At 41.6% G+C, this 24,999-nt stretch carries 25 protein-coding genes; 15 read left to right on the top strand and 10 right to left on the bottom strand.

All coding sequences use genetic code 11. From position 1 onward, the window contains the following. Positions 1 to 193: 193 nt before the first annotated feature. Positions 194 to 1,486: a bifunctional folylpolyglutamate synthase/dihydrofolate synthase gene (locus tag L990_RS10910; protein WP_047448827.1), complete on the bottom strand. Its 1,293-nt coding sequence runs from the start codon at positions 1,484 to 1,486 to the stop codon at positions 194 to 196. A gap of 130 nt (positions 1,487 to 1,616) precedes the next feature. On the opposite strand from L990_RS10910, the gene L990_RS10905 reads away from it, so the two are divergent. Continuing rightward, on the top strand, positions 1,617 to 2,951 hold the full coding sequence (locus L990_RS10905) for a PhoH family protein (RefSeq protein ID WP_047448824.1): 1,335 nt from the start codon (positions 1,617 to 1,619) through the stop codon (positions 2,949 to 2,951). Between the two features lie 61 nt (positions 2,952 to 3,012). On the opposite strand, the gene L990_RS10900 is transcribed toward L990_RS10905, so the two are convergent. The 6 genes from L990_RS10900 to L990_RS10875 form a co-directional block, all read right to left on the bottom strand. After that, positions 3,013 to 5,466: an FAD-dependent oxidoreductase gene (locus L990_RS10900; RefSeq protein WP_047448821.1), complete on the bottom strand. Its 2,454-nt coding sequence runs from the start codon at positions 5,464 to 5,466 to the stop codon at positions 3,013 to 3,015. A 16-nt stretch (positions 5,467 to 5,482) separates the two neighbouring features. Then, a complete protein-coding gene (locus L990_RS10895) occupies positions 5,483 to 5,830 on the bottom strand; it encodes a MarR family winged helix-turn-helix transcriptional regulator (protein ID WP_047448818.1) in 348 nt (115 codons plus the stop codon). Positions 5,831 to 6,023: 193 nt separating this feature from the next. Next, positions 6,024 to 6,833: an MBL fold metallo-hydrolase gene (locus L990_RS10890; RefSeq protein WP_047448815.1), complete on the bottom strand. Its 810-nt coding sequence runs from the start codon at positions 6,831 to 6,833 to the stop codon at positions 6,024 to 6,026. A gap of 32 nt (positions 6,834 to 6,865) precedes the next feature. Further along, complete coding sequence (locus L990_RS10885) at positions 6,866 to 7,234, bottom strand: NifB/NifX family molybdenum-iron cluster-binding protein (RefSeq protein WP_047448812.1); 369 nt, start codon at positions 7,232 to 7,234, stop codon at positions 6,866 to 6,868. Positions 7,235 to 7,239: 5 nt separating this feature from the next. Next, positions 7,240 to 7,551, bottom strand: a complete 312-nt coding sequence (locus L990_RS10880; protein WP_047448809.1) for a NifB/NifX family molybdenum-iron cluster-binding protein — start codon at positions 7,549 to 7,551, stop codon at positions 7,240 to 7,242. Between the two features lie 3 nt (positions 7,552 to 7,554). After that, positions 7,555 to 7,956, bottom strand: coding sequence for a DUF134 domain-containing protein (locus tag L990_RS10875; protein WP_047448806.1), 402 nt, complete (start codon positions 7,954 to 7,956; stop codon positions 7,555 to 7,557). A 240-nt stretch (positions 7,957 to 8,196) separates the two neighbouring features. Between L990_RS10875 and L990_RS10870 the strand changes: the two genes are divergently transcribed. The 8 genes from L990_RS10870 to L990_RS10835 all read left to right on the top strand — a co-directional run bounded on the left by L990_RS10870 (position 8,197) and on the right by L990_RS10835 (position 16,544). Beyond that, positions 8,197 to 8,682 (top strand): SixA phosphatase family protein, encoded by a 486-nt coding sequence (locus L990_RS10870; RefSeq protein ID WP_047448803.1) that lies wholly within the window; start codon positions 8,197 to 8,199, stop codon positions 8,680 to 8,682. Positions 8,683 to 8,685: 3 nt separating this feature from the next. After that, on the top strand, positions 8,686 to 10,740 hold the full coding sequence (locus tag L990_RS10865; RefSeq protein WP_047448800.1) for an RNA degradosome polyphosphate kinase: 2,055 nt from the start codon (positions 8,686 to 8,688) through the stop codon (positions 10,738 to 10,740). 10 nt (positions 10,741 to 10,750) lie between these two features. Next, the gene (locus L990_RS10860) at positions 10,751 to 11,668 is read left to right on the top strand and encodes a hypothetical protein (RefSeq protein ID WP_047448797.1); all 918 of its coding nucleotides are present in this window, start codon (positions 10,751 to 10,753) and stop codon (positions 11,666 to 11,668) included. 1 nt (position 11,669) lies between these two features. Then, positions 11,670 to 12,107, top strand: coding sequence for a DUF2721 domain-containing protein (locus tag L990_RS10855; RefSeq protein ID WP_047448795.1), 438 nt, complete (start codon positions 11,670 to 11,672; stop codon positions 12,105 to 12,107). Positions 12,108 to 12,257: 150 nt separating this feature from the next. Next, a complete protein-coding gene (gene mtaB, locus L990_RS10850; RefSeq protein ID WP_047448792.1) occupies positions 12,258 to 13,565 on the top strand; it encodes a tRNA (N(6)-L-threonylcarbamoyladenosine(37)-C(2))-methylthiotransferase MtaB in 1,308 nt (435 codons plus the stop codon). 249 nt (positions 13,566 to 13,814) lie between these two features. Continuing rightward, complete coding sequence (locus tag L990_RS10845) at positions 13,815 to 14,615, top strand: inositol monophosphatase family protein (RefSeq protein ID WP_047448789.1); 801 nt, start codon at positions 13,815 to 13,817, stop codon at positions 14,613 to 14,615. A 5-nt stretch (positions 14,616 to 14,620) separates the two neighbouring features. Beyond that, positions 14,621 to 15,523 (top strand): lysophospholipid acyltransferase family protein, encoded by a 903-nt coding sequence (locus L990_RS10840; RefSeq protein ID WP_052180921.1) that lies wholly within the window; start codon positions 14,621 to 14,623, stop codon positions 15,521 to 15,523. Then, a complete protein-coding gene (locus tag L990_RS10835; protein WP_047448786.1) occupies positions 15,516 to 16,544 on the top strand; it encodes a glycosyltransferase family 2 protein in 1,029 nt (342 codons plus the stop codon). Before L990_RS10840 ends, L990_RS10835 begins: the two co-directional genes overlap by 8 nt. Before the next feature lie 22 nt (positions 16,545 to 16,566). Here the strand turns inward: L990_RS10835 and L990_RS10830 are convergent, their stop codons facing one another. From L990_RS10830 to L990_RS10820, 3 genes are read right to left on the bottom strand one after another with little or no spacing between them, the layout of a single operon-like run. Beyond that, the gene (locus tag L990_RS10830) at positions 16,567 to 17,229 is read right to left on the bottom strand and encodes an inorganic pyrophosphatase (RefSeq protein WP_052180920.1); all 663 of its coding nucleotides are present in this window, start codon (positions 17,227 to 17,229) and stop codon (positions 16,567 to 16,569) included. 18 nt (positions 17,230 to 17,247) lie between these two features. Further along, the gene (locus L990_RS10825; RefSeq protein ID WP_047448781.1) at positions 17,248 to 18,546 is read right to left on the bottom strand and encodes a UDP-N-acetylmuramoyl-tripeptide--D-alanyl-D-alanine ligase; all 1,299 of its coding nucleotides are present in this window, start codon (positions 18,544 to 18,546) and stop codon (positions 17,248 to 17,250) included. A gap of 57 nt (positions 18,547 to 18,603) precedes the next feature. Beyond that, positions 18,604 to 20,115 carry an SUMF1/EgtB/PvdO family nonheme iron enzyme gene (locus L990_RS10820; protein WP_047448777.1) on the bottom strand — a complete coding sequence of 504 codons (1,512 nt, stop codon included), beginning with the start codon at positions 20,113 to 20,115 and terminating at the stop codon, positions 18,604 to 18,606. Positions 20,116 to 20,340: 225 nt separating this feature from the next. Between L990_RS10820 and ispF the strand changes: the two genes are divergently transcribed. The 6 genes from ispF (at position 20,341) to L990_RS10790 (ending at position 24,991) form a co-directional block, all read left to right on the top strand. After that, positions 20,341 to 20,823 (top strand): 2-C-methyl-D-erythritol 2,4-cyclodiphosphate synthase, encoded by a 483-nt coding sequence (gene ispF / locus L990_RS10815; RefSeq protein WP_047448774.1) that lies wholly within the window; start codon positions 20,341 to 20,343, stop codon positions 20,821 to 20,823. Between the two features lie 4 nt (positions 20,824 to 20,827). Then, a complete protein-coding gene (locus tag L990_RS10810) occupies positions 20,828 to 21,154 on the top strand; it encodes a thioredoxin family protein (RefSeq protein ID WP_047448771.1) in 327 nt (108 codons plus the stop codon). A gap of 102 nt (positions 21,155 to 21,256) precedes the next feature. Next, the gene (gene porV, locus L990_RS10805) at positions 21,257 to 22,351 is read left to right on the top strand and encodes a type IX secretion system outer membrane channel protein PorV (RefSeq protein ID WP_047448768.1); all 1,095 of its coding nucleotides are present in this window, start codon (positions 21,257 to 21,259) and stop codon (positions 22,349 to 22,351) included. 137 nt (positions 22,352 to 22,488) lie between these two features. Then, positions 22,489 to 23,667 carry a type IX secretion system outer membrane channel protein PorV gene (gene porV, locus L990_RS10800; protein WP_052180919.1) on the top strand — a complete coding sequence of 393 codons (1,179 nt, stop codon included), beginning with the start codon at positions 22,489 to 22,491 and terminating at the stop codon, positions 23,665 to 23,667. A gap of 239 nt (positions 23,668 to 23,906) precedes the next feature. Further along, entirely contained in the window at positions 23,907 to 24,497 is a 591-nt protein-coding gene (locus L990_RS10795; protein WP_047448765.1) for a LemA family protein, read from the top strand. Between the two features lie 44 nt (positions 24,498 to 24,541). Further along, positions 24,542 to 24,991: a TPM domain-containing protein gene (locus L990_RS10790; RefSeq protein ID WP_047448762.1), complete on the top strand. Its 450-nt coding sequence runs from the start codon at positions 24,542 to 24,544 to the stop codon at positions 24,989 to 24,991. Positions 24,992 to 24,999: the final 8 nt, after the last annotated feature.

Raw genomic sequence — 24,999 nt, 5'->3', positions numbered from 1 at the left:
GAGCAACAGGATTCGAACCTGTGACCCTCTGCTTGTAAGGCAGATGCTCTGAACCAGCTGAGCTATGCTCCCTTTTCAAAAAATTCGACCTCAAAAGAACGTTGCGTTTGTTTTCAAAAGCGATGCAAAGGTAAGGCAAATTTTTAAAACTGCAAGAGGCGCTCGAAAAAAATTCGTCTCTCGTTGCGTTTTCCTAAACCACTTCTGCCACAACAAACGTGCTACCTCCAATGAATATCAAATCGTTATTCGAAGCCATTTTTTTTGCGCGCAAAAGAGCCTTTTGAACATTTTTTTCAACCTCACCCTTGAAGCCAACAGCATTACATTTCTCTGCAAGCAATTCAGCATCCATTGCACGAGGAATACTTGCCTGCGTAAAAATATAGTAAGCATCTTTAGGAAGCAGCGTAATTACCTTACTAATATCCTTATCGCTAACCATTCCGAAAACCCAAAATAGCTTCTCGTAGGGTGTTTTTGCTATTTGATCAACAATAAAGGTGATGCCATCTACATTGTGCCCGGTATCACAAATAGTCAACGGATTAGAGGACAGCTGATACCAACGCCCTCGCAAACCTGTTTGCTTTGAAGCATGCCTCAACCCTTTCCTTATGGTTGCTTCTGAGAGCTCAGGAAAGTATGGTTTCAGCTCATCAACTGCAGCAAGTACGGTAAGAATATTTTTTTGCTGGTAGCTCCCCTGCAAATCAACCTCCAAGTTACGATATGCCGATACACCGTTGCAATCCTCAACCGAAAACACCTGGATGCCATCTTCCTGCAAAAATGTTTCTGTCACCACATATTTTTGATCTGCAAAAACTAGCTTAGCATTACGACCTTTCGCTATTTCCTCAAATACAGGAGATGTTTCTACGTGAGTTTCCCCTACAACGACAGGAATCCCATCTTTTATAATACCGCCCTTTTCGCCCGCAATTTTAGCCAACGTATCCCCTAAAAATTCGGTATGATCAAACCCAATATTGGTGATTACGCTTACCAATGGCGAAATAATATTGGTAGAATCAAGGCGGCCACCCATTCCAACCTCAACAACAGCAATATCAACCATCTCCTCTGCAAAATACTTGAACGCTAAAGCCACCGTCATTTCAAAAAAAGATGGCTGAACGGTTTCAAATAGATGCTTATGCGCCTCAACAAAGTCAACCACGTACCGTTCCGAAACCTCAACTCCATTCACCTTGATGCGTTCACGGAAGTCGCGCAAATGCGGAGATGTATATAAGCCCACCTTCAAACCGGCATCTTGCAGTATTGAAGCCAGCATGTGAGATGTTGACCCCTTACCATTGGTTCCTGCCACATGTATTGACTTAAACTGCCTGTGCGGATGTCCAAAAAACTCATCAAGTGCTAAGGTGTTGTCTAAATTAGCCTTGTAGGCACTTTTACCAATCCTATGAAACATAGGAAGCTGGCTAAACATATAATCGAGCGTCTCCTGATAGGTCATGTTGATAAATTTGCTGCAATTTTAGCTATAAAAGGGGAACATTTGTCTTTAAAATGGACTTAATATTTACATAAATGTGCGTTAAATTGACTATATTGTTAGTGATAACGACACATAAATCTAGTTGATTATGAGTAAAACGAAGTCCTCAAAAGGTGTATCCAAGATATTCGTTTTGGACACCAACGTTATCCTACACGACCACAGCTGCCTTCGCAACTTTCAGGATAACGACATTGTTATCCCTATCGTGGTTTTCGAAGAGCTCGACAAGTTTAAGAAAGGCAATGACGAGGTCAACTATAACGCCCGAGAATTTACCCGAGAGCTGGACAAGGTAGCTGGCGACAACCTCTTTAACGGAGGCATTCCTCTTGGGAAAAACCTAGGAAAACTCCGGGTCGAACTTGGGCACAAAGCATCCGACAAGGTTAGCGACTCCTTCTTCGAAGATACCGCCGACAACAGGATTCTTAGCATTGCTCTTTACGTGAAGGATCAGAATCCAGACCGACCTGTAATCCTTGTCTCCAAGGATATCAACCTTCGCCTTAAGGCTAAAGCCTTTGGACTTCCAGCCCAAGATTACCTTACCGACAAAGTTGCCGACATTGATATCCTTAAGAAGGAAATTGAGGAGGTGCCGCTTGCCGACGAAATGCTCGAACTCTTCTATAAAAACAACGAACTTCCCGCAACGAAACTCAAGCAAACCTTCCACCATAACGAATATGTCATTTTAAGAGGAAACTCAAAATCCGCACTCGCCTACTACGACAAACCGTCAGGCAACTTCAAAAGGGTTGAAAAGCATCGTGCCTACGGAATTGAACCAAGAAATTCAGAACAAGCTTTTTCGCTTGATGCACTACTAAGAACAGACGTTCAGCTCGTAGCTCTAACCGGAAAGGCTGGAACAGGAAAAACGCTGCTAGCCCTAGCTGCGGCTTTAGAACAGGAAAAAATTTACGATCAGATACTGATTGCGCGTCCGGTTGTCCCGCTATCAAATAAAGATCTGGGATATCTTCCAGGTGATGTTGAATCAAAAATTGCGCCGTACATGCAGCCGCTTTACGACAACATCAACTTCATAAAAACTCGATATAAATCAACCAACCGCGAATACGTTCGAATCGAAGAGATCTCGAAATCCGAAAAGTTGGTTATTACGCCTTTAGCGTACATTAGAGGACGTAGCCTTACCAACGTTTTCTTTATTATTGACGAAGCTCAAAACTTAACACCCCACGAAATCAAAACCATAATCACCCGAGCAGGCGAAGGTACTAAGCTGGTTTTTACAGGTGATATATTCCAAATAGACTCACCTTATCTCGACATCAAGTCAAATGGGTTAACCTACCTTAGCGACAAAATGCTCGGACAAGAGATTTTTGCTCACGTTAATCTGGTGAAAGGGGAGCGCAGCTTACTTGCAGAACTAGCAAGCAACTTACTATAAAACAAAAAGCGAAGGAGGTTTCAACCTCCTTCGCTTTTATATCATTAGCCTTAACGACTAGTTAAATAAAAAGATTTACCCCTGCATTTTCAGCTCGCTCCATATAGGTGGCAACGCCTCCCACCGAAACGTTGTCAAGCAGCTCTTCGTGCTTTACGCCCATAACATCCATTGACATTTGGCATGCAATAAATTCAACCCCATTATCTACGGCTTGTTGAATCAAACTTTCCAAAGAGTCGATACTTTTGCGCTTCATCTCGTTGCGCATCATCATTGTTCCCATACCCAGCATGTGCATCTTAGACAGTTTCAACTTCATACTGTCTGATGGCATCATCCAGCCAAACATTCTTCCCATAAGATCTTTTTTCACCTTTGGCTTATGTTCCTTTTTGATGACATTCAACCCCCAAAACGTGAAAAACATGGTAACCTTATGCCCTGTAGCAGCAGCTCCGTTGGCAAGAACAAAAGACGCCAATGCCCTATCTAGGTCATCGCTAAACACAATTAGCGTCTTATTCATTGAGCCTCCAGCCGTCGAAAAGACTTCCTTCTGGCCAATTTTTTCTGCCATTGCGGTTATCACACCTTTATCTGTAGTCAATGATATCAGCTTATTACCCGTACTATTGCACCAACTTTGAACATCACGTGCAAAGCCAGGATCGGTAGATGTTATCTCAATAGTATCCCCTACCTGAGCCTCATCAAACGACTTCTTCAACTTCATAATAGGGCCAGGACATTGCAATCCACAAGCATTTACCTTATACGTTCCCACCTTTATTTTAGGAGTTGTTTGATAAATTTGATCATCCTTTGCTACTGTTAGGTTAGCATAGATATCCTCATTACCTTGCTTCTGAACCGCTGTTTGATAAGTTTTATAGCCGCCGGACAAGTTGAAAACTTGCTGAAATCCGCTCTGCATCAAAATGCGAGTAGCGACATGTCCTCGCAAACCAACCGCACAAAAAACGGCTATTTCCTTATCTCTAGGAAGTTCATCCAAATGCTGGCGAAGTTCATCTAACGGAATATTTACAGCGCCAGGAATAGTTCCTAGCTCGCTCTCCTCTCGGGTTCTTACATCTAAAAGAAAGTATTCCTTGGCTGTATCCTCCACCAACCTACGCCAGTAAATAGGAGCCATTTTTCCATTTAAAATATTCTCGGCTACATAGCCAGCAATATTTACAGGATCTTTGGCAGAAGAATAGGGCGGCGCATAGGCATGTTCTATATCTATTAAATCGTAAATGGTACCATTATTTTTAATAATAGTAGCGAGCATATCCAAGCGCTTATCTGTACCTTCATAGCCTACCACTTGCGCACCGTAAAGTTTCCCAGTTTCGGGTGCAAACATAATCTTTATCGACATCGGAATAGCCCCTGGATAGTAACCAGCATGAGATGCAGAATGGGTTGTTGATTCAAGATAGGGAATTCCTTCCTTCTTCAACGTTTTTCCGGCAACACCTGTAGAGCCCACTGTAATATCAAAAACCTTAGCAATTGCCGTAGAAATTGATCCTTTGTACTTTATTTTATTTCCAAAAACGATGTTATCAGCACAAATACGCCCCTGCCTGTTAGCAGGACCAGCAAGATAGGTTATTGTGGGCTTTTGAGTTATAGGATTTATGTACTCGATAGCATCTCCTACTGCATAGATCTTTGGGTCGGTCGTTTGAAGATGCTCGTTAACCTTTATACCTCCAGTTACCCCTATCTCCAAACCAGCATCTTTCGCCAGCTTGTTTTCGGGACGTACGCCTATAGAGAGGATAACCATATCAGCCGACAGCTCTCGACCGCTACGTAATGAGACTTTCAGCACGCTATCCTGTTTACGAAATGCGGTAACCGCTTCCTTCAAATAAAACTCAACATTCTTTGTTTTTAGATGCTGATGAACAATCGAAGCCATTGAGTAATCTAGCGGAGTCATCACCTGCTCCGACATCTCTACAATAGAAACGAGCACCCCCAACTGATGAAGGTTTTCAGCCATCTCCAGCCCAATAAAACCAGCACCAACAACAACCGCACGCTTAATCTGATTAGCAACAATATAGTTCTTTATCCTATCTGTATCAGCCACATTGCGCAAAGTAAATATCCCTTCGCTATCAATCCCAGTCAAAGGAGGACGAACAGGCTCGGCCCCTGGAGAAAGAACTAACTTATCATACGATTCTTCGTAGCTTTCGCCTGTTAATAAATTCTTCACGGTTATGCTGCTAGCGGCACGATTAACGGCAACCACCTCCGAATTCACCCGCACATCTACGTTAAAGCGGGCTCCAAACGACTGTGGTGTTTGCAAAAAAAGCGCATCACGCTCCTCTATTGTTCCTCCAATATAGTATGGTAAACCGCAGTTCGCATAGGAAACATGCTCCCCGCGTTCAAACATTACAATCTGGCTATCTTCGTCCATTCGACGCAATCGAGCTGCCGTAGTTGCTCCTCCAGCAACGCCTCCTACAATAAGATACTTCATATTTTGAATTTTGTTTTTACTTCAAAAGATTTGACAAAGGAGTTGGAATGCAAATATCTTCAGCCTTCATAGCAGTAACTTTATCCAATCCCTTCTCTGTTAAACTTACAATAACCACCCTTCGATCTTTTTCTCCAATAGAGCGAGTTACATACCCCTTCACCTCTAACGATCCCAACACCTTGGAAAGACGTGAGGTAGAAAGAGAGCAATCTGTACATATTTCCCCCGCATTTCGAGAGCCTTCGCTAAGCATGCATAGTATAATCCCCTCGTTTATGGTAATCCCATAAGTAGACAAGAACATAGCCTCGAATTCGAACAATGCTTTGTATATGTCTTTAAGCTTACAAATTGATTTCATTTATTTGATACTATCAACTATTAACACGCGCAAATATATTCCCTTACTCTATCACGACAAAGCGACCTTCTCCTAATGTTAGCTAAGTAACACTACATCTTTGTTTGATAGAAAAAATCACAAGACTAAAACAAAAAACTCGACCATTACCACTTGGTCGAGTTTGTGCTATAGTAGCCTAAAAACAGAAAAACTACGAGAGTAAAAGTCGGCTTCCTACCGAACTATAGTACGAAACATTGGGGAGGTTACGCTTAAAAATAGCATAAGCGTCAAGACCAGAACAATGACATACGCCTAGTTTTTCGAGATTCAACGTTTCGAGGTACGAGCTAATTCTGTCAACCTCTTCGTCTCCTGCATTCAAGAGATGAAATCCTCCAAGAACAACTCGAACTGGTTTTCCAAAGCGTTTTTGAGCAGCCTGTATCATATTGGTAATCCCCCTATGCGAGCAGCAACTCACCAAGGCCATTCCACTTGAAGTTGCAATAGCAAGAAAGAGTTCATCTTCGAACCAATCCTGCGCAAATTGATCGTTATGCTTAACTGTAAAACCGCTCATATGCGTTTCCTTGGTATCAACAATCGGAATATCTGGAATAACGTAGACGCCATCTGCGACCTCCTCTACCTGATCTACAAAATGTAACCGGTCTCCTAAGTCTCGAATATCCATGTCTGATCCTACATAACGGGATGTTCCTCTGTACTTCTTATCAAATATTGCTCTTTTTACAAACACTTTAGCACGCTTATTCATATCTAAAAAGGCGCTAAGTCCCCCTATATGATCGTAATGACCATGGCTAATAACGACTACATCTACGTGCATAAGGTCAATACCCAGCTTTTTTGCATTATGCAGCAACAGATCGCTTTGTCCTGCGTCAAACAGAATGCTCGTTCCATTTGCCTCTATATGAAAAGCGAGCCCATGCTCAGCCTTCAATTCTGACTGAAAAGAGGTATTTTCTACCAGCGTTGTAATTTTTACAGCCATAAGAAGTAAAAAAATTGAAGAATAAAGAACTTCTAATGCTTACAATTATGGCCATCCTCCTGATGATGGCTGCACCCCACACCAGAATCGGCCAACTGTCCTTCAAGCCATGCTTGAGCAACCTCCAGAACCAACCCCGAGCAACCACGTACAACTGCTATACCATGATTGGTAAGCACATTCAGTGCACCACCTCCCATATTACCGGCCAGCATAATCGTTACTCCCTGCGCCTGAAGTTCTGAAGCAATGTTAGACTTACAGCCACAACCTTGTGGCGATGGTATTATCTCCGTTTTTACAATCTGACGATTCTCATCAACTGTTATTACGGTATACTTTTCGCAGTGACCAAAATGATCATCAATTTTCTCACCACGCGTTGGAAGTGCAATTTTCATTGTGCCTATTTTATTCGGTTAATAATATATTCTACAGTCTGTCCTTGAGCGACAACCACCATTTGAACTCCTTTTGAACGAAGTATTTCTACCACCTTATTTCCAAATCGACCGGCCACTACCACCGTCGTCCCCAGCTCTAGCAGCTGCTCCACAACGAACCGTCCAGCCTCTTTGGAATTATCCATCTCCCTATTTTCAACAAATGACAGCACTCGAGTCGCTGTATCGTAAATTCCAAAGAAAGGGCTACGTCCAAAATGAAGGTCAACGGGAGCCAACAAATCCGAGTGGCTAGCAGATATAGCTACAATCATAAATCAGATATTTAGCGTTACACATTCAGTGCGACAGAGTGGGCAACTGCCCACAGCCGCCTCTCCGTCAATATTAAAGTCGATTTGACAGGAAGAACAGCGATACCAGCGTGTGGCCATAAGCACATGCCCCCCTTCTATTCGGATAGTAGCCGCCTCTACCAACGCTTTGGCCAACTTCTGACGAGCCCCGCTATATATTCTTGTAAACGTAGGTCGGGATACCTCCATTAACAAAGCAGCCTCAGCATGAGTCATTGACTCATAATCGCATAGTGTAAACGCCTCATACTCCTCATAGGACAAAACAACCTCCGTACCTTGCGAGTGCTGCACTCCGAAAGGCATAAAGCCTCCGAAATTGGGTGCTCGCTGTATTAACCGTTGTTTTTTTCGCCTTGCCATCAGTCTTGTTTTGGTCAAAAATAACGAACATATGTTCATTACTTGAATTTTTAAATTTATTTAAGAATAACATCTGTAGTCAACAACTACTATATGAAGAATATCGAAAACCTATCCCAGATTCCCCAACAAGACTAATATCGTATACGAGGGTCTATAGCAAGCCTAATAGCCCAAAAAATACAACCTCTCGTCAAAACCACTTTTTTTTGTACTTTTACGTTAATCAATACCCCGCGTATGAAAACCCTTTACATCCTACGCCACGCCAAAGCATCCAATAGTTACAGCACATTTGCAGACATCGACCGTCCTCTTAAAGAAACAGGAGTACAAGAAGCCTACCTGCTCGGTCGCACCCTTAAGAAAGCGAACTTTCGAGTAGGCCAAGTAATGGTGAGTACAGCAGCACGCGCCCTTCACACTGCAACCATAGTGGCACGCACGGCTCTCATCCCCTTTGCACATATATCTATAGACCATCGCCTATATCTCCCTGAAGCTGGCGTAACCCTTACCATAATTCGGCAAACAAACAACAATATAAATGAGCTAATGATAGTGGGACACAACCCTGATCTTTCAGAACTATGCAATGAACTTCTCGACAACTTTAGTACAGAACTTCCAACCTGTGGCTTAGTAAGCATCTCCTTTAATGCGAGTTCGTGGAGTTCTATTGGTAAAGAAAACAGCCACAAAGAATTCACCATATTTCCCCAATAACCTATGCCACTAAAAGATAGAAAGTACATCAACAGAGAAATTAGCTGGTTGGCATTCGACCTGCGCGTCCTTCAGGAGGCACAGGACAAGAATGTTCCGCTCATTGAACGCATTCGCTTTTTAGGTATTTTCTCAAACAATATGGACGAATTTTTCCGTGTACGCGTCGCCACACTGCTGCGCTTATCCATGCTAGACAAGAAAGAGCGCGGATATTACGGAGAAAGCCCAAAACAAATACTAAACAGCATTGCCAACCTCACCAAGCAGTCGCAAATACTTTTTGAAGAGGTATACAACGGGCTGGTGGAGGAACTCAAAGAGCACAACGTTTTTATCGTAAACGAAAATGAGCTAACCTGTGAGCAGCAGCTATACGTGAAAGACTTTTTTCGCACCAACATTCGCTACCTGCTAAGCCCCATCATGCTAAATCAGGTAGAAAAGCTCCCCCAACTCAACGATAAATCGATATATCTTGCCATAAAATGTTCGAGTACCGAGCACAACCGTAAGGACTTTGCGCTAATTGCCGTACCTCGAGATACCTCCCGATTTGTGGTACTTCCTCAAGATGGAAAACGAAAGATGATCATCCTTTTAGATGATGTTATTCGGGCCAACCTTCCCGAGGTTTTCAAAATTTTGCCTTACAACAAGTTTGAAGCGTACACCATTAAGCTCACCCGCGATGCGGAAATGGACGAAGATACAGACCTTACAGAAAGTATTTTAGACAAGATATCTAAAGCTGTAAAAAACAGAAAGAAAGGTGACCCCGTTAGATTTGTTCACGATCGTGAAATTCCTAAAGATTTGCTAAAGTTTTTAACCTCTAAGCTAAGCATTAAGAGCACCAACGCGCAGGTGGGTGGTGGACGCTACCATAACTTTAAGGATTTCATTAGCTTCCCAAACCTAATCGGCAGCAGCGCCGAAAACACACCTCTACCACCACTTTCAATCAAATCGTTCGATACCAGCAGCAGCCTAATAAGCGAAATCGAAAAAAAGGATAGATTTCTACACTATCCCTACCACAACTTTGCCTATTTTATTCGGCTATTACGCGAAGCGGCCCTCGACCCTGATGTCGTAAGCATTAAAATATCACTTTACCGCGTTGCCTTCGAGAGTAAGGTGGTACGTGCGCTAATCAACGCTGCCGAAAACGGTAAAAAGGTAACAGCAATGGTAGAACTTCGCGCCCGCTTCGACGAGCAGGCCAACATCTACTGGTCACAACGCATGGAAGAAGTCGGCATAAACGTACTCTTTGGCCAACCAGGATTTAAAGTACATAGCAAGCTCCTTCTAATTACCAGAAAAGATGGAAAGCAGCAAAATCACATTGCAGCTATCAGCACCGGCAACTTCCACGAAGGCAATGCTGGACTATACACCGACTTCACTCTATTCACAGCCAACAAACGGATTACCTGCGAAGTAGCGCACGTGTTCGATTTTATCGAAACTCCATACCACACGTTCCGATACAAGCACCTGCTCGTTTCTCCGCACGGAATGCGCAAAGGGTTGATGTCTTTAATAAACGCAGAAATAAAGAATGCAAAAAAAGGGCTTCCTGCCTTCATTTTTTGTAAGGTAAACAACCTTGTAGACGAAAGCATTGTCGATAAAATTTACGAGGCCAGCAGTGCTGGAGTTAAGGTACAACTCATCGTTCGAGGCATGTGCTCCATGATTGCAGGCATAGAAGGCAGAAGCGAAAACATTCAGATGACGAGCATTGTAGACCGTTTCTTGGAGCATTCTCGTATCTTTGCGTTTGGCAATAATGGCAAAACAAAATATTTCATTTCCTCTGCCGACTGGATGACCCGTAACCTTGACCATCGGGTAGAAGTTGCTGCGCCAATTTACGATCCTGAAATTCAGATGGAGATTCAGAAGATTATCGATCTAAATCTAGCCGATAATCAAAAAGCTCGAATTATAGATGCTGAGCTAAAGAACCAGTATCGGCACGAACCCAATTCGGAACCAATACGCTCCCAGATAGAACTTTACAACTACTACAAGCAAAGAGTATACTAACAGAACCAACATGAACTTTTACAGATTTGCTGCCATAGACATCGGCTCTAACGCTATTCGCCTACTCATCACCAACGTGTTTGAAAGTGATGGAGAAGTCATATTTAAAAAATCTTCCTTAACCCGCGGACCACTCCGTTTAGGAGTAGAAGCTTTCGAACTGGGATACATCAGCGAAGAGAAGGAAGATAAGTTGCTACATCTTATGACTGCCTACAAGCACTTGATGATTGTAAACGAGATCGAAGGCTATAGAGCATGCGCCACTTCAGCCATGCGCGATGCCAGCAATGGCAACGATATTGTAAAACGAATAATGGAAGAAACTGGAATAGAAATAGAGATTATCGATGGCAAAGAAGAGGCTAAAATTATCTATGACAGCCACATTGCCGATATGCTAGAGCCTGGTAAAAACTACATGTATATGGATGTTGGTGGTGGGAGTACCGAACTAACACTACTTATCAACGGAAAATTCGAAACATCGAGATCGTTCAACATAGGGACACTTCGTCTGCTCAATAAAACGGTAGAGAAGCACACCTGGGATCAAATGCACCAGTGGGTTTCAATTATAACCGAAAAATATGGGGATATCGAACTTATCGGGTCGGGCGGAAATATCAACAAGCTATACAAGCTAGCAGGAAGTAAGCCCAACGCTCCCTTAACAAGAGCTAAGCTTATGGCTCTATCAAAACAACTTGTAGACCTTACTGTTGATGAACGGATCATCCAGTACGGCATGAACCCCGACCGTGCGGATGTTATCGTCCCTGCCACCGAAGTATTTTTGATGGTAAGCCGATGGCTCGGTTCGAAAAACATCTACGTTCCAGTAATTGGAGTTGCTGATGGCATTGTTCGCAGCCTTTATGCCCACTATAAGAAGGGGGAAACTCTTAAAAACATAGAAAAGAAGTAACATGGAACTAACGCTTACCACTCCGGCTCTGCTCTTTCCTGCAATTTCGCTGCTGCTGCTAGCCTACACCAACCGTTTCCTACACTTGGCTCAGCTCAGCCGCAACCTGTATTCCCAGTACCGCAACAGCCCCGATAAAATGGTGCTCATGCAGCTTCAAAACTTACGCAAGCGCATAAATATCATTCGAAATATGCAGGTAATGGGAAGCGCAGGCTTTTTGCTTAGCGTTTTATGCATGCTGGTTCTGTTTAGAAGTTGGATGATAATGGCCAAACTGCTATTTACAGCAAGCCTTGGACTTCTAATCATTTCTCTAGCACTATCAGTTTGGGAATTGTACATCTCGGTAGGCGCCCTAAACTATCAGCTCGAAGATATGGAGCATATTCTCGAAGACAAAAAAAACAGCGGGGAAAAGTGGGACGTGCAAGAGTAACTTTTCAAAAGAGCGGAATATCGCTCTTTTTTTATTCATGTACCACAAATATTCCGCATCCTTTAAAATATGAATTATTAACCATCAACATTTTAGACCAACCATAGGATTAAATCAAAAGCAGTATCTTTGCCCCACTTTAGTAAAAAGATGCAAACAAAAAATAGAAAAGTAGCGTTCTACACGCTAGGTTGCAAGCTCAACTTTTCCGAAACGTCGACGCTTGCCCGTCAATTTCTTGATGGAGGCTACGAAAAAGTCTCGCATCATGGTGCAGCCGATATATATGTGATCAACACATGCTCCGTTACCGAGCATGCCGATAAAAAATGCCGCCAAGCAATTCGTAAGTTTGTAAAGCAATCTCCTGGCGCAATTATCGCCGTTACAGGCTGCTACGCCCAGCTAAAACCAGAAGAGGTAGCCAATATCGATGGAGTTAAACTCGTTCTTGGTGCAGCGGAAAAGGGTGATTTATATCAAAAAGTGGAGGAAATTATGTCGCATAATCAGACCTCCACAGAAGTTCACTCCTGCGAAATAAAAACGGTAGACAACTTCTTTAAAGCCTACTCGCTTGGAGATCGAACTCGATCCTTCCTGAAGGTTCAAGATGGATGCGACTACAAGTGCTCATACTGTACCATCCCGCTAGCAAGAGGAAAAAGTCGAAATATTCCTATTGCAGAGTTAGTAAAACAAGCAAATGAAATTGCAGCAAACGGAGTAAAAGAGGTCATCCTAACAGGAGTAAACATAGGTGACTTTGGAAAAACAACAGGAGAAACATTCATAGACTTAATAAAGGCACTTGATGAAGTGCAAGGTATTGAACGTTACAGAATATCGTCCATAGAGCCTAACCTGCTCACCGACGAAGTTATTGAGTTTTGTGCCCAATCAAGTAAGTTTCTCCCCCACTTTCACATACCTCTACAAGCTGGTACCAATAAAATATTGGGGTTAATGCGCAGACGCTACCGTCGCGAGATTTTCGAGAATAGACTTCTAAAGGTGCGCTCTGTTATCGAAAGCCCCTTCTTTGGAATTGACGTCATTGTTGGGTTTCCTGGAGAAACGGAAGAAGACTTTCAAGACACCTACAATTTTCTTGAAAGACTCGCTCCTAGTTTTCTACATGTATTTCCCTACTCTGAACGCCCCAATACTCCAACTGTTTTCATGGAAGGAAAAGTTAAGGATAGCGAAATAACCCACCGAGCCCAAAAGCTAGGACAACTCTGCGAAACACTTCACCACAACTTCTACAAAAAGAATATTGGTAACGAAGGGTTGGTGCTGTTTGAAAGCACCAATCGGAATGGAAAAATGTTTGGTTTCAGTGAAAGGTACATTAAGGTAGAAGTTCCGTACGATAAAAAGATGATCAACCAAATTGCAAGGGTAAAGTACATCAGCATTGCCCCTGATGGAAATATGATTGGAGAACTTGCTTAAGATATTACAATTAACGCAGAGAGGGATGTCTGTATGCATCCCTCTCTGTATTTTTAGCGAATTCATCAAGATTACAGCTATCTACAAGCATATAATATGCACGCCCCCTTTCGAGAATGAAACCATTCTTTCTTAATTTTAGCAAGTGCAAACAAAAAAGCCGGGCTGTAAGGATCATCTTTTAATCAATGATTTTACCTTTGCAGCGTTATTTTGGATAATTATTTAACCTCAAAATCGACTCTAAAAATGCTAGACTACGAAAAAATTTGCAGACAAACGATATCGGTAGCCGTAGAAGCAGGGAGCTTGCTGAGGGATGAACGAAAAATATTTAAAAAGGAGGCTGTTGAAACAAAAGGTCTACACGACTTTGTCTCATACGTTGACAAAGCTTCTGAACGGCTAATTGTAAATGGTCTACAGAACATACTCCCAGAGGCTGGTTTTATTGCAGAAGAAGGAACTATCGCAACGGAAGACAAGCACTACAAATGGATAGTAGACCCTCTTGATGGAACCACCAACTTCATTCACGGCTTAAGTCCATTCTCTGTAAGCATTGCTCTTATGGAAGGAAGCGAGATTGTTGTGGGCGTAATTCAAGAAGTTAGTTTAGACGAATGTTTCTACTCATGGAAAGGATGCCACACCTCTTTTCTAAATGGCACACCAATAAACGTATCCTCTGCAAAAACGACACAAGATAGCCTCATCGCGACAGGATTCCCCTACCACGATTTTTCTAAAATGCCAGATTATTTAAGTATCTTGGAATACTTTATGAAAAATTCTCATGGAGTCCGAAGACTTGGATCCGCAGCTGCGGATTTAGCGTACGTTGCCGCAGGAAGATTTGATGCCTTCTACGAATACAGCCTTCAACCTTACGACGTCGCAGCAGGTGCCTTTATTGTACAACAAGCAGGTGGACGAGTATGCGACTTCAAGGGAGGCAGCAACTATATCTTTGGGAAAGAAATTGTAGCTTCGAACGCCCTTTTTGCTGAAGAAATGAACCGTACTATACAGATATATTTGAATAAATAACAACAATGATTTCGAAAATTGGATACATGGGTTTCTATTTTTTAAGCTGGATAGCATGGGCTCTCCCATTACGCGTCGCTTATGGAATATCAGACCTATTTTACTTGATTATCTATAGAATTGGCAACTACCGCGTAAAAGTTGTTAGGCAAAACCTACAAAACGCGTTTCCTGAAAAGACAAAAGAAGAGCGGCTCGCCATTGAAAAAAAATTCTACAAGCATCTTTGCGATCTTTTCATCGAATCGATGCAGCTTCTGCATATGACTAAAAAGGACATAAAGAGAAGGTTTAAATATACCAACATAGAGGTATTCCAAAAATATTACGCCGAAAACCGTCATGTTGTAGTCGTGCTAGGACACTATGGAAACTGGGAACTAAATATAGGCTTCCCACTATGGTGCGGATTCCGAACACTAGCCACCTATAAACCGCTAAACAACCTCCATTTTAATAAAAAAATGCAAGAGTCTAGAGGCAAGTTTGGAGTCGAAGCCGTATCTATGAAGCAAACTGCCAAAAAAATGTTCGAAAGTGCGCGAATTCAGCCTACTGTGCTTGCCCTAATTGCAGATCAAGCACCAATGGAATCAGAAAGTGATTTCTGGACCAAATTTCTAAATCAAAATACATCCGTATTTCTAGGACCCGAAAAAATCGCTCAAAAATTGAATGCGCCTGTCATCTTTCTTGACATAACAAAGCCTAAGCGAGGATTTTACGAAATTGAGGCAAAAGTTCTCTTCGATCAATCGAAAAACACGCAACCTCTAGAAATAACCAAAGCCCACGTTAAAAGTCTGGAGGATCAAATAAAAAGACAACCAGAATACTGGCTTTGGTCGCACAGACGATGGAAAAGATCTATGCCCAAAACCGCTACATTACAAAACATTCATGAATAGAGTTGCGGTAATAATTCTCAACTGGAATGGAATTACGTTTTTAAAACAGTTTCTACCTTCCGTTATTGCAAATACCCCGGCTGCTATTGCCGATATTATTGTTGCCGATAATGGTTCGAACGACGAAAGCGTTCAGCATATAAAAGCCACACACCCATCTGTGCAGATTATCCAATTTGACAGAAATTACGGATTTACTGGCGGATACAACAAAGCCATTTCAAGTATCAACCACGAGTATACCGTTCTTTTAAACTCTGATGTAGAAGTTCCTCAAGGATGGTTGGAACCTCTTGTTGCTGAGATGGACAAAAATAAAGAAGTGGGAGCCTGTATGCCTAAAATTATAGCTCAGCAAAACAAGGATAGTTTTGAATATGCAGGTGCTTCAGGCGGTTTCCTCGATAAGTTTGGCTACCCTTTCTGCCGTGGAAGAATTTTATCTTCGCTTGAAAACGATAATGGACAGTACGACAATCCAACTCCCGTTTTCTGGGCCTCTGGTGCCTGCCTAATGGTACGCACAAGACTCTATCGTGAGTTAGGAGGGCTTGACAGCGATTTCTTTGCCCATATGGAGGAAATAGATTTTTGCTGGAGGTTACAGCATGAAGGATACAAAGTAATGGCATATCCACAAAGTAAGGTTTACCATGTTGGAGGAGGAACTCTACCTAACAACAACCCTCGCAAAATGTACCTTAACTTTCGGAATAGCCTTCTAATGCTCACCAAAAACCTCCCTAAAAGACTGTTATTCCGAACGCTCTTTATAAGAATGATACTCGACGGAGCAGCTGGAATCGTATTTCTACTTCAAGGCAAATGGAGTTTTTTTGTTTCGGTTTTAAAAGCTCATCGAGATTTTTATAAAATGGCTGACAAATTTATCGAAAAAAGGAAAAGTATCAGCAAGCACTCAACGTTAGGACTTTACAAAAAAAGTATCATTTTGAGCTATGTTGTTAAAGGGAAAAAAACTTTTAGCAGATTAAACAAAGCAGATTTCATTGAAAAATAAAAAGCGCCAATTGGCGCTTTTCCTATTTTAAAAATACATCTTCAAAGTTAAATCGATCATTATAATCCTCCATAGAGCATTTAATAACCTCGTAAGCTTCTTCTCTATCGTAAACATGGCTAATCTCCACGTTACGCTTCTCTCCTGGAAGATCCTTATAAGTTAAGAAATAGTGTTTCAACCGCTCTATTGCCATTGGCGGACAATCCGTAATATCTTTGTATCCTCCATAAACCGCGTCGTTCTCAAGAACAGCAATAATTTTATCGTCCGAATCAACGCCATCAATCATCCTAAAACCGCCAATAGGCCTTGCACTTACAAGAATATCACCATGCGCAATATCTTTTTCTGTTAAAATGCAAATATCAATAGGATCTCCATCTCCTTTAATTCCAGGGCGATTGGTCTTATCAATAGTCATTTGAGCAACCTTCTTCCCTGAGTATGTTTGCGGAATAAACCCGTAAAGAGCAGGGACAACATTCGAATACTTTTGCGGTCTATCAAGCCTCAGGTATCCCGATATTTTGTCAACCTCATACTTCACCGTGTCGGTTGGAACCATTTCTATGAAACATGTAACAACTTTGGGAGCATCATCTCCAATAGAAACTCCATGCCAAGGATGTGATTTGTATCTCAAACCCATCAGTTTTCCTACAATTGGATCCATCGATCTCATAGTCCACAATTTGAATGATTATAGTAAAGATAGCGAACTTTCCAACTTTATACCTCGTGATCCCTTAACTAATACCAAAGAATCAGAAATTGGATTGTTCTTAATGTAATCAATAAGCTCGTTAGTATTACTAAAAAATAGATGATCAGCATCTTCTAGCGCCTTAAATTCAGCACCGATAAAGAAAGCTGTACCTACTTTAAGGTCTTCAACAAGGGTTATAATTTTACGATGCTCCTCAACAGAAGCGGTGCCTAATTCAAGCATATCGCCCAAAATGGCAACCTTCCTAGCTACATTAAACTTAGAAAAGTTTACCAAGGCTGCATCCATGCTGGTTGGATTGGCATTATAACAATCTACAATTACCAAGTTGTTATCTGTTCTCATTAGCTGAGAGCGATTATTATCTGGGGTATAATTGCGAATTGCGTCCCTTATTTTCATAGGCTCTACGTCAAAAAAGATCCCCAAAGCGACGGCCGCTAAAACATTATCAGCATTGTAACCTCCAACAATTTGGCTATCCAACTCCAATCTTTTAACGGAATCTGCACTCAACTCCATTCTTAAAAAAGGATGATCTAAGTCTGTAGGTAGAATGGCAACCTTCATCGCAGACTTTCCGTACGGAACAAAGGTAGCAATTCCTCGCTCTTGAGCCATCCCCATTAAATGCTCATTATCTGTATTTAAGAAAACTTCCCCGTTCACAGATTTCAGGTAATCATACAGTTCTCCTTTGGTCTTTTTAACACCCTCAAAAGACCCAAAACCCTCTAAATGAGCCTTCCCTACATTTGTAATTAAACCCAACGTTGGCATCGCAATCGATGTAAGCTCATCAATATCCAGCGGGTGGTTTGCACCCATTTCAACTACTGCAATCTCACAATCGCTAGGAATTGCGAGTACGGTAAGCGGAACACCTATATGGTTGTTAAGATTTCCTTTGGTTGATGACACCCGGTATTTTTTCGAAAGCACAGCGGTAATCAGCTCCTTTGTAGTTGTTTTCCCGTTTGTACCCGTTAGGCCTACAAAAGGAATTGACAACGAACGACGGTACATCCGAGCGAGCTCCTGCAATGCATGCAGTACATTATCTACAAAAACAACCTTATCACCCGTTATCCCAACCCTATCTACAATAGCCATGGAAGCACCTTGCTCCAATGCTTGTAAAGCGAAGTCATTCCCATCAAAATTACCACCCTTTAAGGCAAAAAAGATTGTACCTTTCTCAATCTTCCTTGTATCGGTAGATACTGAACGACATTCTAAGAATTGCTGATAAATTTTTTCTAGTGCTTTCATACCTATCCATCTAAAAAAAGAAAACCTCAAAAATGAGGTTTTCTTTAATAAACACAATTATTTCTTTCTTGTTTGCTTCGGAATCCTATCACCTAGGCTTTCCATTGCGCATCTAAATCCTATATCGTCTCTAGATTCATTTTCATCCAAGTAACGTCGTGTTCCAGGAATCAACCAGTATGCTCTATCTCTCCAAGAACCTCCTTTGTAAACACGAGATTTATCGCTAATTAAAGATGTCATACCTTCATTTGGACGCTTCTTTGCCTTGTTATTTCCAGGGTAATACATCTTGTTGGTGGTACTAACGCTATCAGAACCATTCTCATTTTCATAGCCCAATAAAGTACCTAAATCACCATCCTTGATATTTCTGTTATCACCCTTACGATAGTTGTAACGATTAACAGATTTAACAGTATCCATTCTTAGCCTTTTCAAAGAATCGACCATTGGTGTTCCATCTTCCTTCTTCAAGTACTCGGTAAATACGTTACCACGGAAAGGACGGAAATCTTCAACATCTTCAGACGATTGAGGACGATATACATCCAAAACCCACTCGTTAACATTCCCGGCCATATCGTACAAGTTGAAGTCGTTAGGCCAGAATGATCGAACTGGAGCTGGCTTTGAATAGCCATCATTCGCGCTACCTGCAGTACCTTTATAGTCACCTCGCCCGCGTCGGAAGTTGGCGGTTAGATCACCTCTGTTCTTTGGATCAGGGTTACGCAACGAGTGACCATTCCAAGGATAGGTTTTACGTTCAACAACGCGCTCGTCAAACGTGTTCCCGATAAGCGCAATGGCTGCATACTCCCACTCAGCCTCGGTAGGAAGGCGGTACTGTGGCAACAAAATACCATCTTCTAAAGTAACACGACGTGTTCCCTTGCCATCTTTAGAAGAAAGACTTGGCAAGTTCTTATTCACCAACCCTTCATACTGGCCAGCCAAGTAAGCATCCGTATTAAACTGAGAGTTTGGATCGTACTTTAGAACGCCAGCCTCAATCAAACGCAGCTCATTAACTCGATCCGTTCTCCAAATACAATAGTCGTTAGCCTGTCTCCACGAAACACCAACAACAGGGTAATCGTTGAACTGAGGCAAACGAAGATAGTTCTTCATCAATGGATCGTTAAATGCCAATTCGCGTCTCCAGACATTGGTGTCAGGAAGCGCATTTCTATAAACCTGAGGGTAGTTAGGATATGCCTTTCTCAACCAGAAAAGGAACTCTCGATAGTCGACATTAGTTACCTCGTTTTCATCCATGTAAAAATTGTCGATGGTAACTCTTCGAGTAACGTTATTCCAATCGTAGTAAATGTCATCATTTGTTTGTCCCATCTGGAAGGTACCTCCTTCAATGAACACCAAATTTGGGCCTAAATCCTGCTCCTGTGCCTCACGTACCTCATACCCGCCCATCGATGGATCGTTGTAGGCCCATCCTGTTGTTGGGGATGAACCTTTTCTTGCCGTATTGCTATTCCCACCACAACCAACTAATGCTAATGCGGTAATAGCCAACAGCGGGAATACCTTGCTTCTAATTTTCATAGTAAAATCCTTTGGTCTTCTTTATCCCTTCTTTTTCCACCCCAAATATAAATAATTAATATTCGAAGAAGAATTTTAACTGTAGATTTCTTAGTACAACTTACAAAAAAGGCAACTACTATAGAATAAAATATTTAGAAATAGAAAAAATCTAACAGCGGGAAAAAGTTTTAACTTTACAAGTTAGAAAGCAGCATTTACCACCAAAAATTGAAACGAAGAAACATGAATATTAGAATTGGCAATGGATATGATGTACATCAACTTGCAGAAGGACTCGATTTATGGCTAGGAGGCATTCAGATTGAGCATTCCAAAGGATGCGTAGCCCACTCGGATGGTGACGTGCTAATCCACGCTTTATGTGATGCGTTACTTGGAGCAGCTGGTTTGAGAGACATCGGATTTCATTTCCCCGATACCTCCGTTGAATTTAAAGGTATCGACAGTAAAATACTACTTAAACGCACCGTCTATGCCATACTTCAACACGGGTTTGCCATTGGCAATGTGGATTGCATCATCTGCTTACAACAGCCCAAAATTAAAGATATGATCCCTTTAATGATTGCAACGTTGGCAAATGTGATGGAAATCGACCGAAATCAGGTAAACATAAAAGCAACAACTACCGAAAAGTTGGGTTTTGTAGGAAGGGAAGAAGGCATCGAAGCTCATGCCGTTGCCCTTTTATTCAAAAAAGAGTAACTCTATGAGAAAGGATATAACCTCTCTGAGCGAATTTTCCCAAGAAATTTCAAGAAACAGGATCGTTCTCGCCTACTTTGGACGAGAAGAATGCCAAACCTGCGTAGTTCTAAAACCCAAAGTGAAGGAGCTGGTTACATCTAAATTTCCTGAAATTGTACTTTTAGATATCGATACTTCACTTGCTCCTGAAATTTACGGGCAATATACCATATTCACAGTTCCTTCAATTCTTCTTTTTCTTGATGGCCGCGAAATTTTAAGAAGAAGCCGGATTATAAGTATTAAAGAATTAGAAGACAGCACTAACAGAATATATAATACGCTTTAATCAAGTATAAAAGGAGATTGGCTCCCGTTGTTTTCTTAAGCAGAAATTTAATTCTTGTAAAATTTAACCTACTTTTACCCACACAACATTAAATCCTGAAAAATGCAAAAACAAATTCGAACCTTTTTAATTTGTACTTTTCTTGTTCCTATCTACTCCGCCTTTGCACAAGAAGCCCCTAAAGTTGGTGCTCCTTTTCTAAAAATTGCCCCTGATGCACGTTCTGCAGGCTATGGCGATCAAGGTGCCGCAACAGCACCCGATAATAACTCTCAATTTTGGAATCCGGCAAAATACATCTTCTCTGATTACAAAACAGGTGTCTCCTATACATTTACACCTTGGCTCAGAAACAGTGCTGACGACATGAACCTTCATTTCCTATCAGGCTTTTATAAAATTGACGATAGACAGGCTGTGAGCGCTTCGTTACGATATTTTTCTCTTGGCAGTATTCCATTTACCGATATTTCGGGGAATCTCATGCAAGATGTAAAAGCAAATGAGTTTGCAATTGATGTTGCCTACTCTAGGAAATTTTCAGAAAACCTATCTTCATCTGTGGCTTTTAGGTACATTAGATCTGACTTAACAGGCAGTTCTAATGAGCAGTATAAAGCTGGGTCCGTTTTTGCTGCAGATGTTGCGCTTTACTATCAAAAAAAGTTAGAAATTAATGAGATCGCATTTGGTGTAAACGTATCAAACCTCGGTCCTAAGATTTCGTACAGCACCGACGGTGAAAAATCATTTATCCCTGCCAACCTGCGTTTAGGAGCCCGCTATACCTTTAATTTAAATGAGCAAAACAAGCTTTCGTTACTTGCAGAAACCTCCAAGTTGCTTGTTCCTACGCCTAATATAAAAAATGGAATCGATAAAAATGCCGACAAAACAGTACTGGAGGGAATATTTTCCTCGTTTGGTGATGCACCCAGCGGATTTAGCGAAGAAATGAAAGAATTTGTATACTCGCTTGGAGCAGAATACACCTATGCCAAGACAGTATCGCTAAGAACTGGATACTTTCATGAGGCAGAAACCAAGGGTAACAGAAAGTATTTTACTTTTGGTTTAGGAGCAAACTACAAATCATTCATCTTTGATGTAGCTTATCTTGTTCCTACTAGCAGCGGAAACAACAGCCCGCTTGCAAATACCCTGAGATTTTCAGTTGGCTTTAAGCTTGATAAATAAAATATTATCAGTAAAAAAGGGCGGTCTTAAAGATCGCCCTTTTTTATTATGTGTGTTAAACAGTATCGACAAGCTTCTTTTAAAAGTTGGTTTAACAAAAAAATACTATATTTAGGAAATAAAATAAGTATTCGGAAATGTTTAAGGAGCTAGCTGTTGGATTGTGTGTTGTGGGGGGATGTTTGTGTTCAACGCTTGGCTATTCACAAACAGATATAATTGGAAGGGAATATAATCCGATAAAAGTCGGCGCTGCTTTTTTGTCAATAACGCCCGATTCGCGTGCGGCTGGTTACGGCGACCAAGGAGTCGCATCCATAGCCGACAACAACGCTCAATTTTGGAATCCCGCTAAATATCCATTTCATGAAGCCAAAGGCGGCGCATCTTTTACCTATACCCCTTGGCTAAAAAATTTGATTAGTGGAATAAGCTTAAATTACCTTGCTGGATTTTACAAGATAGATCAAGTTCAAGCGGTGAGCGCCTCGCTTCGCTATTTTGCTCTTGGGAAAATTGAATTCAAAGATGAATCTAACATGCTCCAAAAGCAGTTTAGCCCAAACGAGCTCGCTTTTGATGCCGCCTACTCCCGCATGTTTAGCAACGAAATTTCATCTGCAATTGCTTTTAGATACCTACGCTCTGATATAACAGGAAACTCGTTAGAAACTAAAACAGCCAGCTCTTTTGCGGCAGACATTGCCCTTTACTACCAAAAAGAGCTACGTAGAGGTTACAACAAAAACGAAATAGCATTGGGAGCAAGCATAACTAACATAGGATCGAAAATAGCCTACAGCAACGATGCCAACAACAAGGCATTCATTCCCACTACGCTTAGGATAGGCGGACGATACACCGCTGAAGCTGACAGAAAGCATCTTTTTTCTATCATGCTTGAAATTTCGAAACTGCTAGTTCCAACCCCAAAATACGACGAGAACAACCAAAACCTAAACGCCAATAAATCTGTAATAGAAGGGCTATTTTCATCATTCGGAGATGCGCCGAACGGATTTAAGGAGGAGCTGCAAGAAACAATGCTTTCAGCAGGGGCAGAATACACCTATAATAGTGCAGTTAGCCTTAGAGCAGGACTCTTTAATGAGTCCAAAAACAAGGGGAATAGAAAATTTTTCACATTTGGCGGCGGAATTAAGTATAGCGCATTTATACTCGACTTTGCCTACTTAGTACCAACAGCCAATGGAGCAAACAACCCTCTGGCCAACACCTTCCGAATCACGATTGGCACAGAACTTGGCAAAGATAAATACGGACGACGATCGTCATCCAGAAGACGATTTAGATAAACAAAAAGGCTCGATAAATTCGAGCCTTTTTCATGCTGCTGAGCGGCTGCATCAAACACCTCTGCCAAAATGTCGCGACATCAAGATCGTAAAAATGACAAAAGCATGGCAGTATTACACTTTTATACCGTAAATTGCAGACATGTAGCCCTAAAATGTCAGTGCATCTATTTTGAAAAAGTTTGCATACATTTTGATGCATACTGCTACGATTAGTATCACAAATTAATTGTTCCACTATGAAAAAGACTTGGATTGTCTTGGCTGTAATTGCCGCAGTTATTCTGATTATATTTTTATGGTTCAAGAATTCGTACAACGGACTTGTTGTCCTTGACGAAAATGTTAAGGGAAAATGGGCTAACGTTGAGTCGCAATACCAACGCAGGGCAGACCTTATCCCTAACCTTGTAAATACCGTAAAAGGATATGCCGACTTCGAAAAATCTACGTTAACACAGGTAATGGAAGCCCGTGCAAATGCGACAAAAATCACCATTAGCCCAGAAAAGTTAGATGAGAATAGCATCCAAAAGTTCCAAAATGCGCAAAACCAAGTTTCGTCTGCATTGGGTAGATTGATGGCTGTTGCCGAAAACTATCCTAATCTAAAAGCAAACCAAAACTTTCTAGACCTACAATCGCAGCTAGAAGGAACTGAGAATAGGATAACGGTTGCCCGAAATGATTTCAATGCAGATGTAAAAACCTACAACCAAACCATCAGAAAATTCCCTCAAATGATTTTCGCATCGATGTTTGGTTTTGAAAAGGCAGCCTACTTCGAGGCTGACAAGGGCGCAGAAAAGGCTCCTGAGGTAAAATTCTAGCATACAAATGGAGCAACGCAACGTTGCTCCTCAACATTTTTACCATGAAAAGCCAACCGCTGTTCAGCGAAGCAGACAAAAAAAAGATTGTAAACTCAATAAAGGAAGCAGAGATGAACACCTCTGGTGAGGTGCGCGTACACATCGAAGCTTACTGCAAAGAGGCAAATGTGCTTGATCGAGCTTCTAAAGTATTTGCAGAGCTAAGCATGCACAAAACAGACCTCCGCAATGGGGTCCTATTCTACCTTGCCACCCACGATCGAAAGTTTGCCATACTTGGTGATGCCGGAATCAACCAAAAGGTTCCTACCAACTTCTGGGAATGTATCAAGGAAAGAATGGCGGATAAATTCCGAAAAGGCCTTTTCACCGAAGGGCTTTCTGAGGGAATTATAGAGGCTGGTTTACAGCTTAAAAAGCATTTTCCAAGAGCCTCCGATGACAAGAACGAGCTATCCGACGATATTTCTTTTGGAAATACAACGGAGTAGCAAAAACT

Origin of the sequence: Alistipes sp. ZOR0009 (assembly GCF_000798815.1) — a bacterium.
Lineage (GTDB): Bacteria > Bacteroidota > Bacteroidia > Bacteroidales > ZOR0009 > Acetobacteroides.
The sequence above is the reverse complement of the archived record's forward strand: the minus strand, read 5'-3'. Positions and strand labels throughout refer to the sequence as shown.

What these genes read in the sequence shown, in the direction of transcription:
- L990_RS10820 (WP_047448777.1), bottom strand. Translation starts at nt 20,115, where the DNA reads ATGAAAATTAGAAGCAAGGTATTCCCGCTGTTGGCTATTACCGCATTA.
- L990_RS10880 (WP_047448809.1), bottom strand. Translation starts at nt 7,551, where the DNA reads ATGATTGTAGCTATATCTGCTAGCCACTCGGATTTGTTGGCTCCCGTT.
- ispF (WP_047448774.1), top strand. Translation starts at nt 20,341, where the DNA reads ATGAATATTAGAATTGGCAATGGATATGATGTACATCAACTTGCAGAA.
- L990_RS10840 (WP_052180921.1), top strand. Translation starts at nt 14,621, where the DNA reads ATGATTTCGAAAATTGGATACATGGGTTTCTATTTTTTAAGCTGGATA.
- L990_RS10890 (WP_047448815.1), bottom strand. Translation starts at nt 6,833, where the DNA reads ATGGCTGTAAAAATTACAACGCTGGTAGAAAATACCTCTTTTCAGTCA.
- porV (WP_047448768.1), top strand. Translation starts at nt 21,257, where the DNA reads ATGCAAAAACAAATTCGAACCTTTTTAATTTGTACTTTTCTTGTTCCT.
- L990_RS10900 (WP_047448821.1), bottom strand. Translation starts at nt 5,466, where the DNA reads ATGAAGTATCTTATTGTAGGAGGCGTTGCTGGAGGAGCAACTACGGCA.
- L990_RS10875 (WP_047448806.1), bottom strand. Translation starts at nt 7,956, where the DNA reads ATGGCAAGGCGAAAAAAACAACGGTTAATACAGCGAGCACCCAATTTC.
- L990_RS10870 (WP_047448803.1), top strand. Translation starts at nt 8,197, where the DNA reads ATGAAAACCCTTTACATCCTACGCCACGCCAAAGCATCCAATAGTTAC.
- L990_RS10855 (WP_047448795.1), top strand. Translation starts at nt 11,670, where the DNA reads ATGGAACTAACGCTTACCACTCCGGCTCTGCTCTTTCCTGCAATTTCG.
- L990_RS10795 (WP_047448765.1), top strand. Translation starts at nt 23,907, where the DNA reads ATGAAAAAGACTTGGATTGTCTTGGCTGTAATTGCCGCAGTTATTCTG.
- L990_RS10810 (WP_047448771.1), top strand. Translation starts at nt 20,828, where the DNA reads ATGAGAAAGGATATAACCTCTCTGAGCGAATTTTCCCAAGAAATTTCA.
- L990_RS10905 (WP_047448824.1), top strand. Translation starts at nt 1,617, where the DNA reads ATGAGTAAAACGAAGTCCTCAAAAGGTGTATCCAAGATATTCGTTTTG.
- mtaB (WP_047448792.1), top strand. Translation starts at nt 12,258, where the DNA reads ATGCAAACAAAAAATAGAAAAGTAGCGTTCTACACGCTAGGTTGCAAG.
- L990_RS10895 (WP_047448818.1), bottom strand. Translation starts at nt 5,830, where the DNA reads ATGAAATCAATTTGTAAGCTTAAAGACATATACAAAGCATTGTTCGAA.
- L990_RS10885 (WP_047448812.1), bottom strand. Translation starts at nt 7,234, where the DNA reads ATGAAAATTGCACTTCCAACGCGTGGTGAGAAAATTGATGATCATTTT.
- L990_RS10835 (WP_047448786.1), top strand. Translation starts at nt 15,516, where the DNA reads ATGAATAGAGTTGCGGTAATAATTCTCAACTGGAATGGAATTACGTTT.
- L990_RS10830 (WP_052180920.1), bottom strand. Translation starts at nt 17,229, where the DNA reads ATGAGATCGATGGATCCAATTGTAGGAAAACTGATGGGTTTGAGATAC.
- L990_RS10860 (WP_047448797.1), top strand. Translation starts at nt 10,751, where the DNA reads ATGAACTTTTACAGATTTGCTGCCATAGACATCGGCTCTAACGCTATT.
- L990_RS10790 (WP_047448762.1), top strand. Translation starts at nt 24,542, where the DNA reads ATGAAAAGCCAACCGCTGTTCAGCGAAGCAGACAAAAAAAAGATTGTA.
- L990_RS10825 (WP_047448781.1), bottom strand. Translation starts at nt 18,546, where the DNA reads ATGAAAGCACTAGAAAAAATTTATCAGCAATTCTTAGAATGTCGTTCA.
- L990_RS10845 (WP_047448789.1), top strand. Translation starts at nt 13,815, where the DNA reads ATGCTAGACTACGAAAAAATTTGCAGACAAACGATATCGGTAGCCGTA.
- porV (WP_052180919.1), top strand. Translation starts at nt 22,489, where the DNA reads ATGTTTAAGGAGCTAGCTGTTGGATTGTGTGTTGTGGGGGGATGTTTG.
- L990_RS10910 (WP_047448827.1), bottom strand. Translation starts at nt 1,486, where the DNA reads ATGACCTATCAGGAGACGCTCGATTATATGTTTAGCCAGCTTCCTATG.
- L990_RS10865 (WP_047448800.1), top strand. Translation starts at nt 8,686, where the DNA reads ATGCCACTAAAAGATAGAAAGTACATCAACAGAGAAATTAGCTGGTTG.